This is a genomic window from Bacillus sp. BD48 (assembly GCF_046566805.1).
Lineage (GTDB): Bacteria > Bacillota > Bacilli > Bacillales > Bacillaceae > Bacillus > Bacillus safensis.
In genome coordinates, this window is the sequence record NZ_JANGFM010000002.1 from 941,595 (window position 1) to 956,241 (window position 14,647).

At 40.1% G+C, this 14,647-nt stretch carries 18 protein-coding genes, 1 tRNA gene, 1 rRNA gene and 1 riboswitch; of the genes, 16 read left to right on the forward strand and 4 right to left on the reverse strand.

What is annotated here, in order from left to right:
* Positions 1–5: 5 nt before the first annotated feature.
* The 10 genes from ACLGGR_RS09790 (at position 6) to ACLGGR_RS09835 (ending at position 5,587) form a co-directional block, all read left to right on the forward strand.
* Positions 6–305 (forward strand): hypothetical protein, encoded by a 300-nt coding sequence (locus ACLGGR_RS09790; protein ID WP_410972963.1) that lies wholly within the window; start codon positions 6–8, stop codon positions 303–305.
* Between the two features lie 22 nt (positions 306–327).
* Positions 328–1,713, forward strand: coding sequence for a hypothetical protein (locus tag ACLGGR_RS09795; protein WP_410972964.1), 1,386 nt, complete (start codon positions 328–330; stop codon positions 1,711–1,713).
* 13 nt (positions 1,714–1,726) lie between these two features.
* A complete protein-coding gene (locus ACLGGR_RS09800) occupies positions 1,727–2,047 on the forward strand; it encodes a hypothetical protein (protein WP_410972965.1) in 321 nt (106 codons plus the stop codon).
* Complete coding sequence (locus tag ACLGGR_RS09805) at positions 2,044–2,187, forward strand: XkdX family protein (protein ID WP_410972966.1); 144 nt, start codon at positions 2,044–2,046, stop codon at positions 2,185–2,187. The genes ACLGGR_RS09800 and ACLGGR_RS09805 overlap by 4 nt, the downstream gene beginning before the upstream one ends.
* Before the next feature lie 122 nt (positions 2,188–2,309).
* Positions 2,310–3,722: a hypothetical protein gene (locus ACLGGR_RS09810; protein ID WP_410972967.1), complete on the forward strand. Its 1,413-nt coding sequence runs from the start codon at positions 2,310–2,312 to the stop codon at positions 3,720–3,722.
* Positions 3,719–4,072 (forward strand): hypothetical protein, encoded by a 354-nt coding sequence (locus ACLGGR_RS09815; RefSeq protein ID WP_410972968.1) that lies wholly within the window; start codon positions 3,719–3,721, stop codon positions 4,070–4,072. The genes ACLGGR_RS09810 and ACLGGR_RS09815 overlap by 4 nt, the downstream gene beginning before the upstream one ends.
* Complete coding sequence (locus tag ACLGGR_RS09820; RefSeq protein WP_224929347.1) at positions 4,073–4,219, forward strand: XkdX family protein; 147 nt, start codon at positions 4,073–4,075, stop codon at positions 4,217–4,219.
* 56 nt (positions 4,220–4,275) lie between these two features.
* On the forward strand, positions 4,276–4,488 hold the full coding sequence (locus ACLGGR_RS09825) for a BhlA/UviB family holin-like peptide (protein WP_008344062.1): 213 nt from the start codon (positions 4,276–4,278) through the stop codon (positions 4,486–4,488).
* A gap of 12 nt (positions 4,489–4,500) precedes the next feature.
* Positions 4,501–4,764: a phage holin gene (locus ACLGGR_RS09830; RefSeq protein ID WP_019743388.1), complete on the forward strand. Its 264-nt coding sequence runs from the start codon at positions 4,501–4,503 to the stop codon at positions 4,762–4,764.
* Between the two features lie 19 nt (positions 4,765–4,783).
* The gene (locus ACLGGR_RS09835; protein WP_410972969.1) at positions 4,784–5,587 is read left to right on the forward strand and encodes a peptidoglycan recognition protein family protein; all 804 of its coding nucleotides are present in this window, start codon (positions 4,784–4,786) and stop codon (positions 5,585–5,587) included.
* A gap of 351 nt (positions 5,588–5,938) precedes the next feature.
* Here ACLGGR_RS09835 and ACLGGR_RS09840 read toward each other — a convergent pair.
* Positions 5,939–6,011 (reverse strand) — tRNA-Ala (locus ACLGGR_RS09840).
* A gap of 72 nt (positions 6,012–6,083) precedes the next feature.
* The gene (gene gbsR, locus ACLGGR_RS09845; protein WP_142945031.1) at positions 6,084–6,641 is read right to left on the reverse strand and encodes a transcriptional regulator GbsR; all 558 of its coding nucleotides are present in this window, start codon (positions 6,639–6,641) and stop codon (positions 6,084–6,086) included.
* Positions 6,642–6,847: 206 nt separating this feature from the next.
* Between gbsR and betB the strand changes: the two genes are divergently transcribed.
* Both betB and gbsB read left to right on the forward strand, forming a co-directional pair.
* Positions 6,848–8,317 (forward strand): betaine-aldehyde dehydrogenase, encoded by a 1,470-nt coding sequence (gene betB, locus ACLGGR_RS09850; RefSeq protein WP_410972970.1) that lies wholly within the window; start codon positions 6,848–6,850, stop codon positions 8,315–8,317.
* Positions 8,318–8,344: 27 nt separating this feature from the next.
* Positions 8,345–9,553: a choline dehydrogenase gene (gbsB, locus tag ACLGGR_RS09855; protein ID WP_048237229.1), complete on the forward strand. Its 1,209-nt coding sequence runs from the start codon at positions 8,345–8,347 to the stop codon at positions 9,551–9,553.
* Between the two features lie 39 nt (positions 9,554–9,592).
* Here the strand turns inward: gbsB and ACLGGR_RS09860 are convergent, their stop codons facing one another.
* Positions 9,593–10,072: a DinB family protein gene (locus tag ACLGGR_RS09860; RefSeq protein ID WP_189310216.1), complete on the reverse strand. Its 480-nt coding sequence runs from the start codon at positions 10,070–10,072 to the stop codon at positions 9,593–9,595.
* A 207-nt stretch (positions 10,073–10,279) separates the two neighbouring features.
* Here ACLGGR_RS09860 and ACLGGR_RS09865 point away from each other — a divergent pair, with 207 nt between their 5' ends.
* The 3 genes from ACLGGR_RS09865 to ACLGGR_RS09875 all read left to right on the forward strand — a co-directional run bounded on the left by ACLGGR_RS09865 (position 10,280) and on the right by ACLGGR_RS09875 (position 13,070).
* Positions 10,280–10,810 carry an NfeD family membrane protein gene (locus ACLGGR_RS09865; RefSeq protein WP_034284306.1) on the forward strand — a complete coding sequence of 177 codons (531 nt, stop codon included), beginning with the start codon at positions 10,280–10,282 and terminating at the stop codon, positions 10,808–10,810.
* Between the two features lie 11 nt (positions 10,811–10,821).
* Positions 10,822–12,369: a flotillin lipid rafts scaffold protein FloT gene (gene floT / locus ACLGGR_RS09870; protein ID WP_024423234.1), complete on the forward strand. Its 1,548-nt coding sequence runs from the start codon at positions 10,822–10,824 to the stop codon at positions 12,367–12,369.
* Between the two features lie 146 nt (positions 12,370–12,515).
* Positions 12,516–13,070: a GNAT family N-acetyltransferase gene (locus tag ACLGGR_RS09875; protein WP_410972971.1), complete on the forward strand. Its 555-nt coding sequence runs from the start codon at positions 12,516–12,518 to the stop codon at positions 13,068–13,070.
* Between the two features lie 240 nt (positions 13,071–13,310).
* Here ACLGGR_RS09875 and thiT read toward each other — a convergent pair whose 3' ends face one another.
* The gene (gene thiT, locus ACLGGR_RS09880) at positions 13,311–13,886 is read right to left on the reverse strand and encodes an energy-coupled thiamine transporter ThiT (protein ID WP_251215791.1); all 576 of its coding nucleotides are present in this window, start codon (positions 13,884–13,886) and stop codon (positions 13,311–13,313) included.
* Between the two features lie 93 nt (positions 13,887–13,979).
* Positions 13,980–14,082: riboswitch (TPP riboswitch) on the reverse strand.
* 435 nt (positions 14,083–14,517) lie between these two features.
* On the opposite strand from thiT, the gene ACLGGR_RS09885 reads away from it, so the two are divergent.
* Positions 14,518–14,647: ribosomal RNA gene (locus ACLGGR_RS09885) — 16S ribosomal RNA — on the forward strand; the annotation flags it as partial.

Sequence of the window (14,647 nt, forward strand, 5' to 3'; positions counted from 1 at the left end):
CTAAAATGTGGATTTATAAATATAATGATCAATTGATTTATATGCCTGGTGAAGAAAAACTCATCAATGAACATGAAAAAATTCCTGAAGGTTTTACCGATGTACCTCCTCCTGTTGAATCGTATATTGCAAAATTTAATCCTAAAGAACATAAATGGGAGGAAACAGCTACGCAAGATTATATCGATAGCCTAAAAACAAAACCATTACCTAATGATCTTGAAATATTAAAGGAGCAAAATGCCTTTTTAACCAAACAAATGACACAGATATTACGTGATATAAAAGAGTTGAAATCACATTAAAACATTATAAGGGGGGAGAAATATGGTTTTAAAAACACCGCGTTCTTTTGAGATAAACGACAAAGCGCATGCAGATTTATTTAATAAAATGCTACAGATCTTGATTGAAAATGATACAGAACTATTAGCTCAAATTCATCATCATGCAGAAGATACAAATCCTCACGTCTCTGGTTCAGAAAAGAAGAAATGGAATGAATCACAGCTATATAAACTAACAAATGATAACGGGTCCCATTTGGTCAGTATTCCTCCAGGTGGCAGTATCTATGAGGAAATTAAAGCGCTAGGTGCTTGCTCATTCTATGCCCCAGGGGGTTCTGGAGTAGTTGATTCTCCTGCTATTGGGAACGCTGCATTAAGAGGCTTCCAGCTTGTAGGGCAAAACAATATTGGTGTAGGAATGGCAATTGACACATTAGGCAATGCATTTTATTTTTCCTATTATGTAAAAGACATTGGAATCAACTGGGTGCAGATGCCGACTCAAAATGAAAAAAACAAATGGGATGCAGGACAATTGTCTAAAATCACTGCTGACGATGGAAAAGCTTTTGAAAGAATTAATGCAGATGATCCTAGTATTTTAGATAAGCTGATAAAATTGCCGGGAGTTCACTCATGGTACATCCATGAAGCACATCCAGACCTTCCGACAAGAAGTTCCATGAGGGCTTTGTCTGTCTTTAGTGAAAATACCTACGGCTGGGTCATCGGTGCAAACAATACAGGAGATGTCTATATTAACCGTTCAACAACTGATGTAACAGGTACCCAACAAGAGTGGAGCGGTTGGAAACGTCTCAATGACCATAACCTATTAAACTCAAAGGGATTAAGACTTTCAATGCCGATAGGTACTGATATTTTAACGCTGCCATCCGGATTTTACTTTGCTGTTGGATCTAATGTTTTAAATATGCCTGTCGATAATGATTCTTCTTGGTTTAATATCGATATCTTAGAAACTGTAAATGGTAGAAAAACTATTCACATCATTAGAAGTTATGACAACACTCATTGGTTTGGTACTGTTCATACTGACGGTGTTTTCAAAGGATGGAAAAAAATAGTTACTGATGCTGATTTTGAAAATGTCAGTTGGCTAAATGTCACATTAGATAATGGTTCTTCTATTGGTGACAGACCAGTTCAATATGTTAAATGGGGAAACTTATTATTGTTGAGAGGTCATCTAGTAGCAAATAGAGAAGTTATCTGCGGGAGAATTCCAATTACTGGATTGCCTGATAAAGGCATAGTAGTATCAGTACCAGTATCAGGTACAACGGGTCATAGTAAATTATATATATATAAGACAGGAGAGTTAAAATTAACCGGTCTACATGCAGTGAATAACAGTGCAGTAACTGGCTACTATTTAGACACGGTCGTCCCATTAAATTAAGGAAGTGATAAAGATGATACAAGCCTATCAATACAATCATCAAAATGAATTGATCAGACCTATCGAAGTGTTCGAAAGGGATAATGAAGGTAATTATGTCATTCCAGATCAATGCACAACAATTGCTCCACCCAATAATCCTTCTTTTTTTAAAGCAGCATTTGATGTGGAAAAACAACAATGGTATGAATCAGCGACACAGGAGTATATAGATAGCTTAAAACCAGCCCCTCTCCCGCCAAGTGATATAGAACTTTTAAAGAAACAAAATGCTTTATTATCTAAACAATTAACACAGCTATTGGCTATACAAAAAGGGGGGACTTCAGAATGATGTTTCCGACTGTAGCAGATATCAAACAATTCTGGGACTGGCAGTGTTACGGCCCAGAGGACATTGCATTTTATGTAAGCATTGGCTGGATCTCGGCAGACGACTATCAAGACATAACAGGAACCAAATACGAAGCCTAATGGCTTTCTTTTTTTGCCTGAAAAAGGTGATTCCGACGGCTTAGGGTAATAAACCATTAAATCATAAATTATCCTCAATCTCATTGAAACAATTTAAGGCATTGTAGAAAGGAGAGAACAAATTGGATATAAAAACTCCTCGTTCTTTTGAAACGAGTGATAAAGCTCATGCTGATCTATTCAACGATATGTTGAAAATACTGATTCATAACGACACTGGTATATCAGAACAATTAACTAATCATATCGATGATTCGAGACAGCACTCTTCAGAACTAGAAAAAAAGAAATGGAATGAGTCACAGCTGTATAAAATTACAGGAGATAATGGAGTACAACTTTTAAATATTCCTGCCGGCTCAAAAATCTTTGACTCAATTAAAGACAAAGGGACATGTACATTTTATGCGCCCAGTGGAATAGAGGATAGCCCTTCACAATTTGCCATTAGAGGGATACAGACAGTGGGACAAAATAACATTGGAACAGGTTTTGCGATCGATACATCAGGCAATGCATATTACTTCTACTATAATTCTAGCCATTTGTCTATCACTTGGACTCAGATTCCGACAGCAGCTGAAAAAGATAAATGGAACAACAGTCAGCTTCATAAAATAACAAGGGATAACGGTCAACCCTTTTATAAAGGTACAAGTGAGACCACCGACTATAACGAAATTACGGAAACAGGAATGTATCTCGTTTATAATGCAGGTCTAAATGGTCCACAAGGGATCAAAAGGGCATTTATGATTGTTATCAGTTATGGAAATACTCTGTTACAAGCTATATACGATGCAGTTAATGGTCTGAACTCTTTTTATAGAATTAGGAAGATTGACTATACATGGACTGAATGGGAAAGGCAGCTCACATCTAAAGATTTAAATGCTATACAAGCATTTCCTATTACCAATCCAGATGGTTTTGGGAAATTTCACATAATCAATTCTGTTGATTTTCATGACATACTACCTCGTTATAAAGGTTTTGTACATTTCACCTCAGACACATCAGCTATTAACGGACCAGGTGTTGCTTTACGAGGGGTTTGGGTATGTAATAGTGCAGGAAACTATGGTTCTATCATTGGTTTTGATAATCTCGGCCGGACATGGCGAAAAACAGTTGTAAATAGCGTATGGTCAAAATGGGAACGCTTGTTAACCAGCGCAGAGCAAATAGAATGGAAGTCCCCGACAAAAATAATAAACGGATGGAAAGAATACGGGACTCAAAAAGTGCAATTTTATAAGAATGCATTTGGAGAGGTAGAGTTAATTGGTTCAATTACAGGGGGTACTATCGGTTTTGAGGTACCTGCTTTTACATTACCAAGTGGTTATCGCCCTATTCAGGGAATGCATTTTATAGGGGTAGCATCTAGTATCGGCGCTGGTTCAACACCACAAACACACAGAACACATATTGATACTGATGGTAATGTGTATATACAAAGTGTCTCCAATTCAACAAACCCAAATGAATTTATCACTTTCGGCTTTAAATTCATGGCTGCACAGGAGGGATGAAAGTGAAATGGGTATATAAATACGATGAAAAATTCAATTACCTTCCAGGAGAAGAAATAGAAATTGAAGAGGACGCAGACATCCCAAAAGGATATACAGATGTAAGACCTCAAAATGGTTTGTACAAAGGTAAATACAATGTAGCGAAAAGGGCATGGTATGAGTCGGCAACAAAGGAATACATTGATAGCTTGCAGCCAAAACCGATGCCACCATCAGAAATTGATCTATTAAAACAGCAAAATGCTGATCTGCTTCAGCAGCTGTCAGAGTCAGAAAAGAGAGTAGAAGAACAATCAAAAACAATATCAGAGCTTATCATGTTGCTGAATGAAAAGGGGGTCATTTAATTGGATTGGTTCCGTAGTATTTCATTGTTCTATCAATGGAAGTGTTATGAAAATGAAGATGTAGCAAAATTTGTTCGTTTTGAGAAGATTACGCCGAAACAATACAAAGAAATAACAAGAGAAGAATATCCAACAAACGCTGAATAGGCGTTTTTATTTTGCCTCCTTTAAGGATGCGCAAAGTGAGGGAGTAGGTGAGTGCAGTGGAAATGGATTTGACTCAATATTTAATGACACAAGGACCGTTTGCGGTGTTGTTTTGTTGGGTGCTGTTTTACGTATTAAACACAACAAAGGAAAGAGAAAACAAGCTCAATGAGCAAATCGAGGCGCAAAATGATGTGTTAGCAAAGTTTAGTGAAAAGTATGACGTTGTGATCGATAAGCTCGACAAAATTGAACGGAATTTAAAATAGGAGGTAAATGTCATGAAAACATTTGACAAAGGCACTGTGATTCGCACAGTGCTTCTTTTTATTGCTCTGATTAATCAAACGCTTGTCATGTTTGGACAGACGGTGCTGCCGATTAGTGAGGAGCAAGTACAAACCGCTGGTGAGGCACTTTATGTGGCAGGTTCTACGATTTTCACTATGGTCACAGCAGTAATAGCTTGGTTTAAAAACAATTATGTGACCTACAAAGGTCAATTACAAAAAGATGCTCTGAAACAAAGAGGGCTAACAAAATAATACTTGAAGGAGAAACAACATGATGAAAATCATTCAAGCATTCATCCCAAAACAACATCGCAACAGACCAGGAAACACGATGAAGCCGCTCTATATTACGGTGCATAATACGTCAAACAGTGCAAAAGGTGCAAATGCGGCCAGTCATGCAGTGTTTGTTGCACGTTCGAGTACTGGGGTCAGCTGGCATTACACCGTTGATGATCAGGTGATTTATCAGCATTTACCGTTAAACGAAAACGGCTGGCACGCAGGGGATGGCAGAGGCACCGGCAATATGAAGTCAATTGGAATTGAAATTTGTGAAAATGCAGACGGTAACTTTGAACAAGCAGTCGAAAATGCCCAATGGCTCATTCGCAAGCTGATAGGAGATTTGGGGATTCCTTTATCAAATGTAGTGCCTCATAAACATTGGAGCGGGAAAGAGTGTCCAAGGAAACTTCTCGGACGGTGGGATCAGTTTAAAGCTGGCATAGCCACAGCGCATACCGGCAGCAAAAGCACAAGAAAACCAGTTCAGGCAGAAAGCTTGAGCCACAAAGCACCCGCTTCCAAACAGAAATCGTTAAACCTGCCGTCTGGCATTTTAAAAGTAACCAAGCCGTTAACAAAAGGCCCTCAAGTCACAGCCGTGCAAAAAGCCTTATCTTCCCTCTATTTTTACCCAGACAAAGGGGCAAAAAACAACGGGATTGACGGCTATTATGGACCGAAAACGGCGAACGCGGTCAAGCGGTTCCAGCTCATGAACGGCTTAGCTGCAGATGGAATTTACGGACCGAAGACGAAGAACAAAATCGAACAATTGCTGAAGAAGTGACGATCTATAAAAAGAGCTATCAGCAAGTGAGGAAATGCTTCCTTGCTGATAGCTAACAAAAAATTACATCACATGTGGTGTAATCAACCAAATCACTATCATGAGAGGAGAGAAAAATGAAAAAAGAACTGTTCCAGATCATCATATTGTCAGCGTTGCTCATCTATTTCATTTATCACGGAATGACGAGCGGTTTTCCTGTGTCCTATACAATCATTCTCATCCTAACTTATCTTTCTGTGATTACATACCGCATCATAAATTTATTAAGAATCCGAAAAACAAAGAACAAACATAAGAGATATGTACATAAAAAAACCATTCTTGATTTTTCAAGAATGGTTTTTCGTATGGAGCATAGCGGGATCGAACCGCTGACCTCTACGCTGCCAGCGTAGCGCTCTCCCAGCTGAGCTAATGCCCCGAGGTATGACGACATAATTTATTATAATCAATCCTCCTGTGAAATTCAAGCTGTAAAACGTAAACACATCGTCTATTTTTCTTTCTGCTCAATTGGAATATAGTCAAAAATTTCACCAGAATGAACTGAATGGGCTAATCGTCTCAGCCAGTCATAATAGGCTTTTGAGCTTTCAAGCTGCTCAATGAGCTGCTGCGCTTCCTCTTTTACATGTTCCTCGAGCTGATCATCATGCGCCACCTCTTGAAGCCGCTCTTGCGCTTCTTCAATTGCCGCTAAATTGACCTCGACCTCACGTTCCCATTTTTGCGGAAAGAAGTTCGTGAAAAACTTAAAAAAGTCTTTTTCCGCAACAAAGCTGTGTTTTCTTCGGCCCCGGTGAAACGTCTTTTTGACAATATTCATGTCTTGCAGCTTTTTCACACCTGTGCTCATACTCGGCTTACTCATTTGCAGCTCTTCACGCATTTCATCCAGTGTCATTTCCTCATTTAAATACATCGTCCCATATAGAATACCTGCACTTCGTGTAATGCCATAGAGATCCATCGTTTCGGCTATGGAATCAATGACTAGATCTTTAGCAGCCAAAATACGATCTTCTGCTTGCGCCTGTTCCTGCTTTTTCATCTTGTCCCTGCTTTCTATTAAGAGAATTCAATACGTTCAAAAAAATCTTTATGGACTATATGTTAACGAAAGAATACAAAATGTCAAAATAAATGAAGCATATCTCCTTTTGACAGAAAAATTTGAACATGATAAGTTAATTATGTTCAAAACGTTAAATTTTTATTTAACAAACTTACCAAAGAGAATCAGAGGAGGTTCCTTCTATGAGTCAAACGCTATTTATAGACGGACAATGGGTTGGCGCTAAAAGTACCGACACACGGGATATCATCAATCCGTTCAATCAAGAAGTGATCGCGACAGTCAGCGAAGGATCTAGAAATGACGCACAGCTAGCCATTAAAGCAGCGAGAAAAGCCTTCGATCAAGGGGACTGGGCAAACCTGCCTGGACTTGAAAGAGGAAATATTGTGTTTAAGATAGCTGAATTGATTAGACGTGATCTTGATGAACTAGCCAAATTGGAATCGCTTGATACAGGCAAAACATTAGAGGAAAGCAAAGCAGATATGGACGATATTGCGAACGTGTTCCAATATTACGCAGGTCTGGCTGATAAAGCTGGCGGGGAAATCATTGCATCACCAATTCCAAACTCGAAAAGTGAATTGGTCAGAGAGCCTGTCGGTGTATGCGGACAAATCACTCCTTGGAACTATCCATTGCTTCAAGCAAGCTGGAAAATCGCTCCTGCTCTTGCGGCGGGAAATACAATCGTTCTAAAGCCAAGTGAAATCACACCACTCACCACGATAAAAGTATTTAAACTCATAGAAGAAGCGGGCGTTCCAGCAGGCGTTGCAAACCTAGTGCTAGGACCGGGGGCAACGGTTGGAGATGAGCTTGCTGTGAATGATCAAGTAGATCTGATTTCATTTACAGGCGGGATTGAAACAGGTAAGAAAATTATGCAGGGAGCCAGCGGGAATGTGAAAAAAATAGCCCTTGAGCTTGGCGGAAAGAATCCGAATATTGTGTTTCAAGATGCTGATTTAGACGTAGCGGTTGACCAGGCAATGAATGCTGTGTTTTTCCATGCAGGGCAAGTATGTTCAGCAGGTTCACGTTTGCTAGTGGAAGAATCTATTCATGATGAATTTTTAGAAGAACTGGTGAAGCGTACGAAAAAAATCAAGCTGGGCAGCGGCTTTGATGAAGATACCCAGAGCGGGCCGCTCATCTCAGCTGAGCATCGAGAAAAAGTAGAAAAATACGTCAGCATCGGTATAGAAGAAGGCGCTAAGTTAGAGACAGGCGGAAAAAGACCTGACGCAGAGGAGCTGCAAAAGGGGTTCTTCTACTTGCCGACCATTTTCTCAGGCTGCACGTCAGATATGCGGATTGTACAGGAAGAAGTCTTTGGACCCGTCCTGACAGTCGAATCCTTCCGTACAGAGGAAGAAGTTATCAAGCTGGCAAATGATACGATTTATGGATTAGCAGGAGCTGTGTGGTCTTCTGATATTAGCAAAGCCGAAAGAGTGGCTCGACAATTAAGATTGGGCACGGTTTGGATCAATGACTTCCATCCTTATTTCGCTCAAGCACCTTGGGGTGGCTATAAGCAATCAGGCATTGGGCGCGAATTAGGACGCACGGGACTTGAGGAATATACTGAGCTGAAGCATTTATATCGAAATACAAAACCTGAAGCGGTTCATTGGTTTAAATAAAAATTACGCATTTGGAGGAGATTCTATATGACACTAAATATGAAAATTGAAAGCATGCAGAAATTTCATACATTTGAAATTCCAACTGTCATCAAACACGGCATTGGTGCAGTGAAACATGTTGGGGAAGAAGTGAAAGCATACGGCGTTTCAAAGGTATTGCTTGTAACAGACCCTGGTATTTATCAAGCCGGCGTGGTGGACCCAGTAATTGCTTCATTAAAAGAAGCGCAAATCGATGTCGTTCTATTTGATAAAGTAGAGCCAAATCCGCCAGTCCGTCTAGTGAACGAAGGATCTGCTTTATATGAAAAAGAAGGCTGTAATGGATTAGTCGCAGTAGGCGGCGGCAGTTCAATGGATACAGCAAAGGCAATCGGAGTAGAGGCGACTCATGAAGGCTCAGTCCTTGATTACGAAGCAGCAGAGGGGAAAAAACCGCTTGAAAATAGAATTCCGCCTTTAACCACTATTCCGACAACAGCTGGCACAGGTTCAGAGGTAACGCAGTGGGCGGTCATTACTGATGAAGAAAGAGAATTCAAATTCAATACAGGTGGTCCTCTCATTGCAGCTCATCTAACAGTGATTGACCCAGAGCTTCATGTATCCATGCCGCCTCACGTGACTGCAATGACTGGAATTGACGCGCTTGCTCACGCCATTGAATGCTATACGATGAAATTTGCTCAGCCCATTACAGATGCGGTAGCGCTCATGGCGATTGAATATGCTGCTCATTATATTCGCCGTGCCTTTGCTGATGGCGAGGACTTAGAAGCCAGATATGGAATGGCACAAGCTGCGATGCTTGCCGGGCTTTCTTATGGAAGTGAATCAGCAGGAGCTGCACATGCGATGAGTCAAACACTCGGAGGCATTATTCCTGTCGCGCACGGTCAGTGTGTTGCAGCGATGATGGGACCAGTGATGGAGTATAACTGGAAAGGGTATCCGGAAAAATTCGCTCGAATTGCGCAAGCGTTTGGTATTGATACAAGCAGAATGTCAACAGAGGAAGCAGCCAAAGCAGCTGTGAATTGGATGTATGATTTAGTAGAAGATTTAGAAGTTCCTTCATTAGAAGAACAAGGTGTATCAAAAGATATGATTGATCGTTTATCTAAAGAAGCGATGAAAGACCCGCAAACAGTTGGAAACCCAAGAGATTTAAACGAAAAAGCGTACAACTGGATTTATGCTCGCTGCTTTGAGTTAACACCTAAAACGGTATAATAATGAAAAAAGGCTCCCATAAGGGAGTCTTTTTTATGTCTATAGTTGCTCTTTAATTTCTTTGATTTGATGAATATGGCGTTTTTCGTGTGCGCCGATAAAATCAAGATATTGCTTAAGGGACAGCTCTTCAAACACAGGGTGTGCAATGACGCGTTTGAAATCTTCCTCAGTAAATGTTGATAAAATTTGATTGAGCTTCTCACGTGCTGTATCGAGCTCATCCTTTAAATGTGTAGGTGTCACATGCTTGCGATCGGGCGCAACGATACTAGGCGCAGTGGCTTTTTTTGAACGATCCTCTGCCATTTCTACTGGCTTTGGTTCATATTCTTTGATCGGCGCCTTTTTTCCCTCAGCAGCTAGATGTTTTGCTGCAACTAGGTCCATTTTCTTTAAATGATCTGTTACCTCTTGAATACTCCAAGTATCATCAGATAATTTTTGGTTCAATTGTTCTTCGCTCAAACCTTGCAGCTCGTGCCACAATTCTTGTCTTGCATCATGTAATAAACTCATTTTCTTCATCACCTCAAGATCAAATTTTAACATAATGGTACATGACAATCATTCTTGAGCTATCCGAAAATCCCTTTGAAGAATTGTGATGAAATATGAAACCTTTACAAAAGTGGTTCGTATTACCTGTTAGAAGGAATACATTGGAGGTGAGTGTGGTCTAAATGAAACAAAAGATGTTCATTTCATGAAGAAAGGGTGAGGAAGATGGATGTGTTCGGGCTGCCTCTTCAGACGCTGTATTTATACATATTAATGATATCAGGAATCCTGACACTTGTTTTCGTCTTTTTCGGCGATGTATTTGATGGATTGTTTGAAGCGATCCCTGTTCCATTCCTTCAACCAACATTGATCCTCGCATTTCTTACCTTTTTCTCGGCTGGAGGGTTTATCTCTGAAAAAACAGCAATTGTCGGAAGTGGACTTGGCGCAGTCTTATCTGCCATCCTCGCAGTGATCCTTGTGACCTGTTTGAATGTATTTGTACTAGTCCCGCTTTCCTCTGCTGAAGAATCTCTCTCTTATACGGAGGCCGATTTAAAAGGAAGAACTGGGGAGATCATTGTATCTGTTCCAAAAGACGGGTTTGGAGAAGTACTGTTAATCAGTAATAGCGGGAAAATCTCAAAGCCAGCTGTCAGTTTCGACCAAGAGGAGATTCCATATGGAACCCGTGTGCTAGTTGTCGAAGTGAACAAAGGCGTCTTATCTGTTATACCAAATGAAGAAATCTAGGAGGGAATGCTATGCCAGGAACAACTATTTTAGTGATCATTGGAATTGTGCTCGTGATTCTTATTGCACTTATTGGTGTATTTGTTTCTAAATACCGGACAGCAGGTCCAGATGAAGCATTAATCGTCACAGGAAGTTATCTAGGAAGTAAAAATGTCCACGTGGATGAAGGTGGAAACAAGATTAAGATTGTGAGAGGCGGCGGTACCTTTGTACTTCCAGTCTTTCAACAAGCAGAGCCGCTCAGCTTACTATCTAGCAAGCTAGATGTTTCAACACCTGAAGTTTATACCGAACAAGGTGTACCAGTCATGGCGGACGGAACAGCCATCATTAAAATTGGCGGATCGATTGAAGAAATCGCGACTGCTGCAGAGCAGTTTTTAGGGAAAACAAAAGAAGACCGCGAAAACGAAGCGAGAGAAGTATTAGAAGGCCACCTTCGTTCAATCTTAGGATCAATGACAGTTGAAGAGATTTATAAAAACAGAGAGAAATTCTCACAAGAAGTACAACGTGTCGCTTCTCAAGATTTAGCGAAAATGGGTCTTGTCATTGTCTCGTTTACGATTAAAGATGTTCGTGATAAAAATGGCTATTTAGAATCTCTAGGTAAACCAAGAATTGCTCAAGTAAAACGTGATGCAGATATTGCAACAGCTGAAGCAGATAAAGAAACACGTATCAAACGTGCCGAAGCAGATAAAGATGCGAAGAAATCTGAGCTTGAGCGTGCTACTGAAATCGCTGAAGCAGAAAAGATCAATGAGCTGAAAAGAGCAGAATTCAGACGTGAACAGGATACAGCGAAAGCAAGTGCTGACCAAGCGTACGATCTAGAAACAGCTCGAAACCGTCAGCACGTAACTGAACAAGAAATGCAAGTCAAAATCATTGAGCGTCAGAAGCAAATCGAATTAGAAGAAAAAGAGATTCAGCGTCGTGAACGTCAATACGATTCTGAAGTGAAAAAGAAAGCAGATGCGGACCGTTATGCTGTTGAGCAGTCGGCTGCGGCGGAAAAAGCGAAACGTCTTGCTGAAGCAGATGCGAAGAAATACAGTATTGAAGCAATGGCCAAAGCAGAAGCTGAAAAAGTCCGTATTGACGGGCTTGCCAAAGCAGAAGCGGATCGTGCGAAAGGGGAAACAGAAGCAGAAGTCATTAGACTAAAAGGACTTGCAGAAGCTGAAGCGAAAGAGAAAATTGCGGAAGCATTCGAACAGTATGGTCAGGCAGCGATTCTTGATATGATTGTGAAAATGCTACCTGAATATGCGAAGCAAGTATCTGCACCACTTTCTAACATTGATAAAATTACTGTTGTGGATACGGGCGGTAATGGGGAAGGCAGCGGTGCCAATAAAGTCACAGGCTATGCCACAAATCTCATGTCCAGTCTTCAAGAAAGCCTGAAAGCATCCTCTGGAATTGATGTGAAAGAAATTATTGAGAACTTTTCTGGCAAAGGCAATGTGAAGCAAAGCATTCAAGAGCTGACAAACGAAATCAAACAACCAAGAAAAAAAGAAATCGCTGATCGTCAAATAGAAGAATAAAATCAAAAGGCACCTTCTATCAGAAGGTGTCACTTTTTTCTGTAATCATTAAAAGGTATGCTGACAAAACGTCGGTCATTGAATTTTACATAATAGGAATTTATCATAATGAAGATAGGGTGAAAAAACTAAAAGGAGTGGCGCGGATGAAGGTGAGACATGCTGTACATCAAGATATTCCACAAATAGCCGAAATTCATGTGAAAAGCTGGCAGACGACTTATCAAGGCATTATTAATCAGGATTATTTGGATGGTTTAAATATAGAAGATCGAGAAGAGAGCTGGAGAAGAAGATCACTTGAAGGCACATTTGTCGCAGAAGATGCGGATGGCGTATTTGGTTTTGCTTCTTTCGGAAAACAACGTGACGAACGTTATTCTACATATGATGGAGAGCTTTATGCCATCTATTTATTACAAGAGAAACAGAAATCAGGTACGGGTATTGCTTTAATTGCAAAAGGGGTGGATTATTTAATAGAAAAAGGGTATCAGAGGTTGATGCTATGGGTGTTTGAACAAAATTCGGCAAAACAATTTTATCAAAAGCTTCAACCTAGTTTTGTCGTTACCAGCCAGTTCGAGCTGGCTGGCGAGAACCATAATGAAATAGGGTATGGGTGGGAGCTGTCTATATTGAATAACCATGTACAACAAATTAAATCGTCAGCTTCCAATAATAATGAGAGAAAAAAGTGAAAAGTACAGCAAGCAACATGTAAGAAATAAACGGTGAAGCTTCTACTTTTCCTTTCACGCCTGCTATTTTTAAAGCTTCATAGAAACCTGCCAAATAATAAGCAAGACTGAGAATATAACAGCAAAGCATAATGGAGTAAGGGCTCATTGTCGTACCTCCAGCATGAAATCTTCTATTATTAATAGATTCCATAGAGCGGCAAATTATGCATAAAAAAATAACCAGCTGTAATCAGCCGGTTATTTTTGACGAGGAAAAACCAAACGGGATGCACTTGGGATGAGTATACAAAGAACGATACTGCAAATAATAAATGAAGGAACCATATATGTACTGTTATAAATTAAAGAGTAGACCCATCCTGGTGTTCCTTTCGGTGCATATTGAGAAAAGAAAACGACGCCAGAAATAAAGAACGTCAGCAGCCTGAAGAAACTAGCAACAAAAACAGCTAAGGTAATATAGATGAATTGCTGTTTTCGCTTTTGATCCTGAATGGCTTTTTTGATCACTCCAGAAAACAAGCCGCTTAAAGAAATGACGACAGACGCAACGAAGTAATCGAGGAATCCTTGAACAGGTGTAGCGATGATCGGACTATTCATCAGCTGAAGACCTGCGATTAACACACCAATAATAAATCCAGTAGATATCCCCCATCTAATAGACATGAGAATGACAGGAATCATAATCAGTGCAAGAGAACCTCCATTCGGCATTCTTAAAAAGAGACCGGATAAATAATCTAAAACAAGTGCAAGAGAAGTCATGATGGCGATCTCCATCAGTCGTACTAATTGATTTGATTGCTGCATAAAAAAATCCCCTTTTCACGAATTGTGCAAGGAGAGACCATGTCAGGATGAGTATGTGATTCATAGAAAAACATATCGGCTTGAATACTATGTATGCAAGTGATTCCACATTCCTACTTCAGTATTAACTGACAGGTTCAAAGGGTCAGAACAACGAATTGTTCACTCTCAGCACAAAGCTCCCCCTGCGGTTATTTAGTTTCAATCTATTATAAATATACTAAAGACCTACAGGATCAACAATAGTGAATTACGGAGTTAAGCCCTTTTTGTACGAATATATAGGAAGAGATCAGGAAAAATAAATTATTTAGAAAAAATACTTGTTTCTTCTTTTAAAAGGTGTTATATTTGTATTCGCCGCTGAAACAGCGCGGTTGATAAATAACATTGAGAAAAAAGTTGTTGACTTTATCTTGATAGAATGTTATATTAATAAAGTCGCCTCTGAGAGACGACGAAGATGATCTTTGAAAACTAAACAAGACAAAACGTACCTGTTAATTCGAGTTTTTATAAAAAAATCCTATGATACTTCATAGGTAGTCAGTCAAACTGGCGAGGCAGGAAATGATCACATGCTAAGTTCGCTACATCGTGTAGCAATGCATGTGTGATATGCATCCTGCATACCTCGGAGAGTTTGATCCTGGCTCAGGACGAACGCTGGCGGCGTGCCTAATACATGCAAGTCGAGCGGACAGAAGGGAGCTTGCTCCCGGATGTTAGCGGCGGACGGGTGAGTAACACGTGGGTAACCT

What these genes read in the sequence shown, in the direction of transcription:
- ACLGGR_RS09790 (WP_410972963.1), top strand. Translation starts at nt 6, where the DNA reads ATGTGGATTTATAAATATAATGATCAATTGATTTATATGCCTGGTGAA.
- ACLGGR_RS09795 (WP_410972964.1), top strand. Translation starts at nt 328, where the DNA reads ATGGTTTTAAAAACACCGCGTTCTTTTGAGATAAACGACAAAGCGCAT.
- ACLGGR_RS09800 (WP_410972965.1), top strand. Translation starts at nt 1,727, where the DNA reads ATGATACAAGCCTATCAATACAATCATCAAAATGAATTGATCAGACCT.
- ACLGGR_RS09805 (WP_410972966.1), top strand. Translation starts at nt 2,044, where the DNA reads ATGATGTTTCCGACTGTAGCAGATATCAAACAATTCTGGGACTGGCAG.
- ACLGGR_RS09815 (WP_410972968.1), top strand. Translation starts at nt 3,719, where the DNA reads ATGAAAGTGAAATGGGTATATAAATACGATGAAAAATTCAATTACCTT.
- ACLGGR_RS09830 (WP_019743388.1), top strand. Translation starts at nt 4,501, where the DNA reads ATGAAAACATTTGACAAAGGCACTGTGATTCGCACAGTGCTTCTTTTT.
- ACLGGR_RS09835 (WP_410972969.1), top strand. Translation starts at nt 4,784, where the DNA reads ATGATGAAAATCATTCAAGCATTCATCCCAAAACAACATCGCAACAGA.
- gbsR (WP_142945031.1), bottom strand. Translation starts at nt 6,641, where the DNA reads ATGAAAAAGCAGGAACAGGCGCAAGCAGAAGATCGTATTTTGGCTGCT.
- betB (WP_410972970.1), top strand. Translation starts at nt 6,848, where the DNA reads ATGAGTCAAACGCTATTTATAGACGGACAATGGGTTGGCGCTAAAAGT.
- gbsB (WP_048237229.1), top strand. Translation starts at nt 8,345, where the DNA reads ATGACACTAAATATGAAAATTGAAAGCATGCAGAAATTTCATACATTT.
- ACLGGR_RS09860 (WP_189310216.1), bottom strand. Translation starts at nt 10,072, where the DNA reads ATGAGTTTATTACATGATGCAAGACAAGAATTGTGGCACGAGCTGCAA.
- ACLGGR_RS09865 (WP_034284306.1), top strand. Translation starts at nt 10,280, where the DNA reads ATGGATGTGTTCGGGCTGCCTCTTCAGACGCTGTATTTATACATATTA.
- floT (WP_024423234.1), top strand. Translation starts at nt 10,822, where the DNA reads ATGCCAGGAACAACTATTTTAGTGATCATTGGAATTGTGCTCGTGATT.
- ACLGGR_RS09875 (WP_410972971.1), top strand. Translation starts at nt 12,516, where the DNA reads ATGAAGGTGAGACATGCTGTACATCAAGATATTCCACAAATAGCCGAA.
- thiT (WP_251215791.1), bottom strand. Translation starts at nt 13,886, where the DNA reads ATGCAGCAATCAAATCAATTAGTACGACTGATGGAGATCGCCATCATG.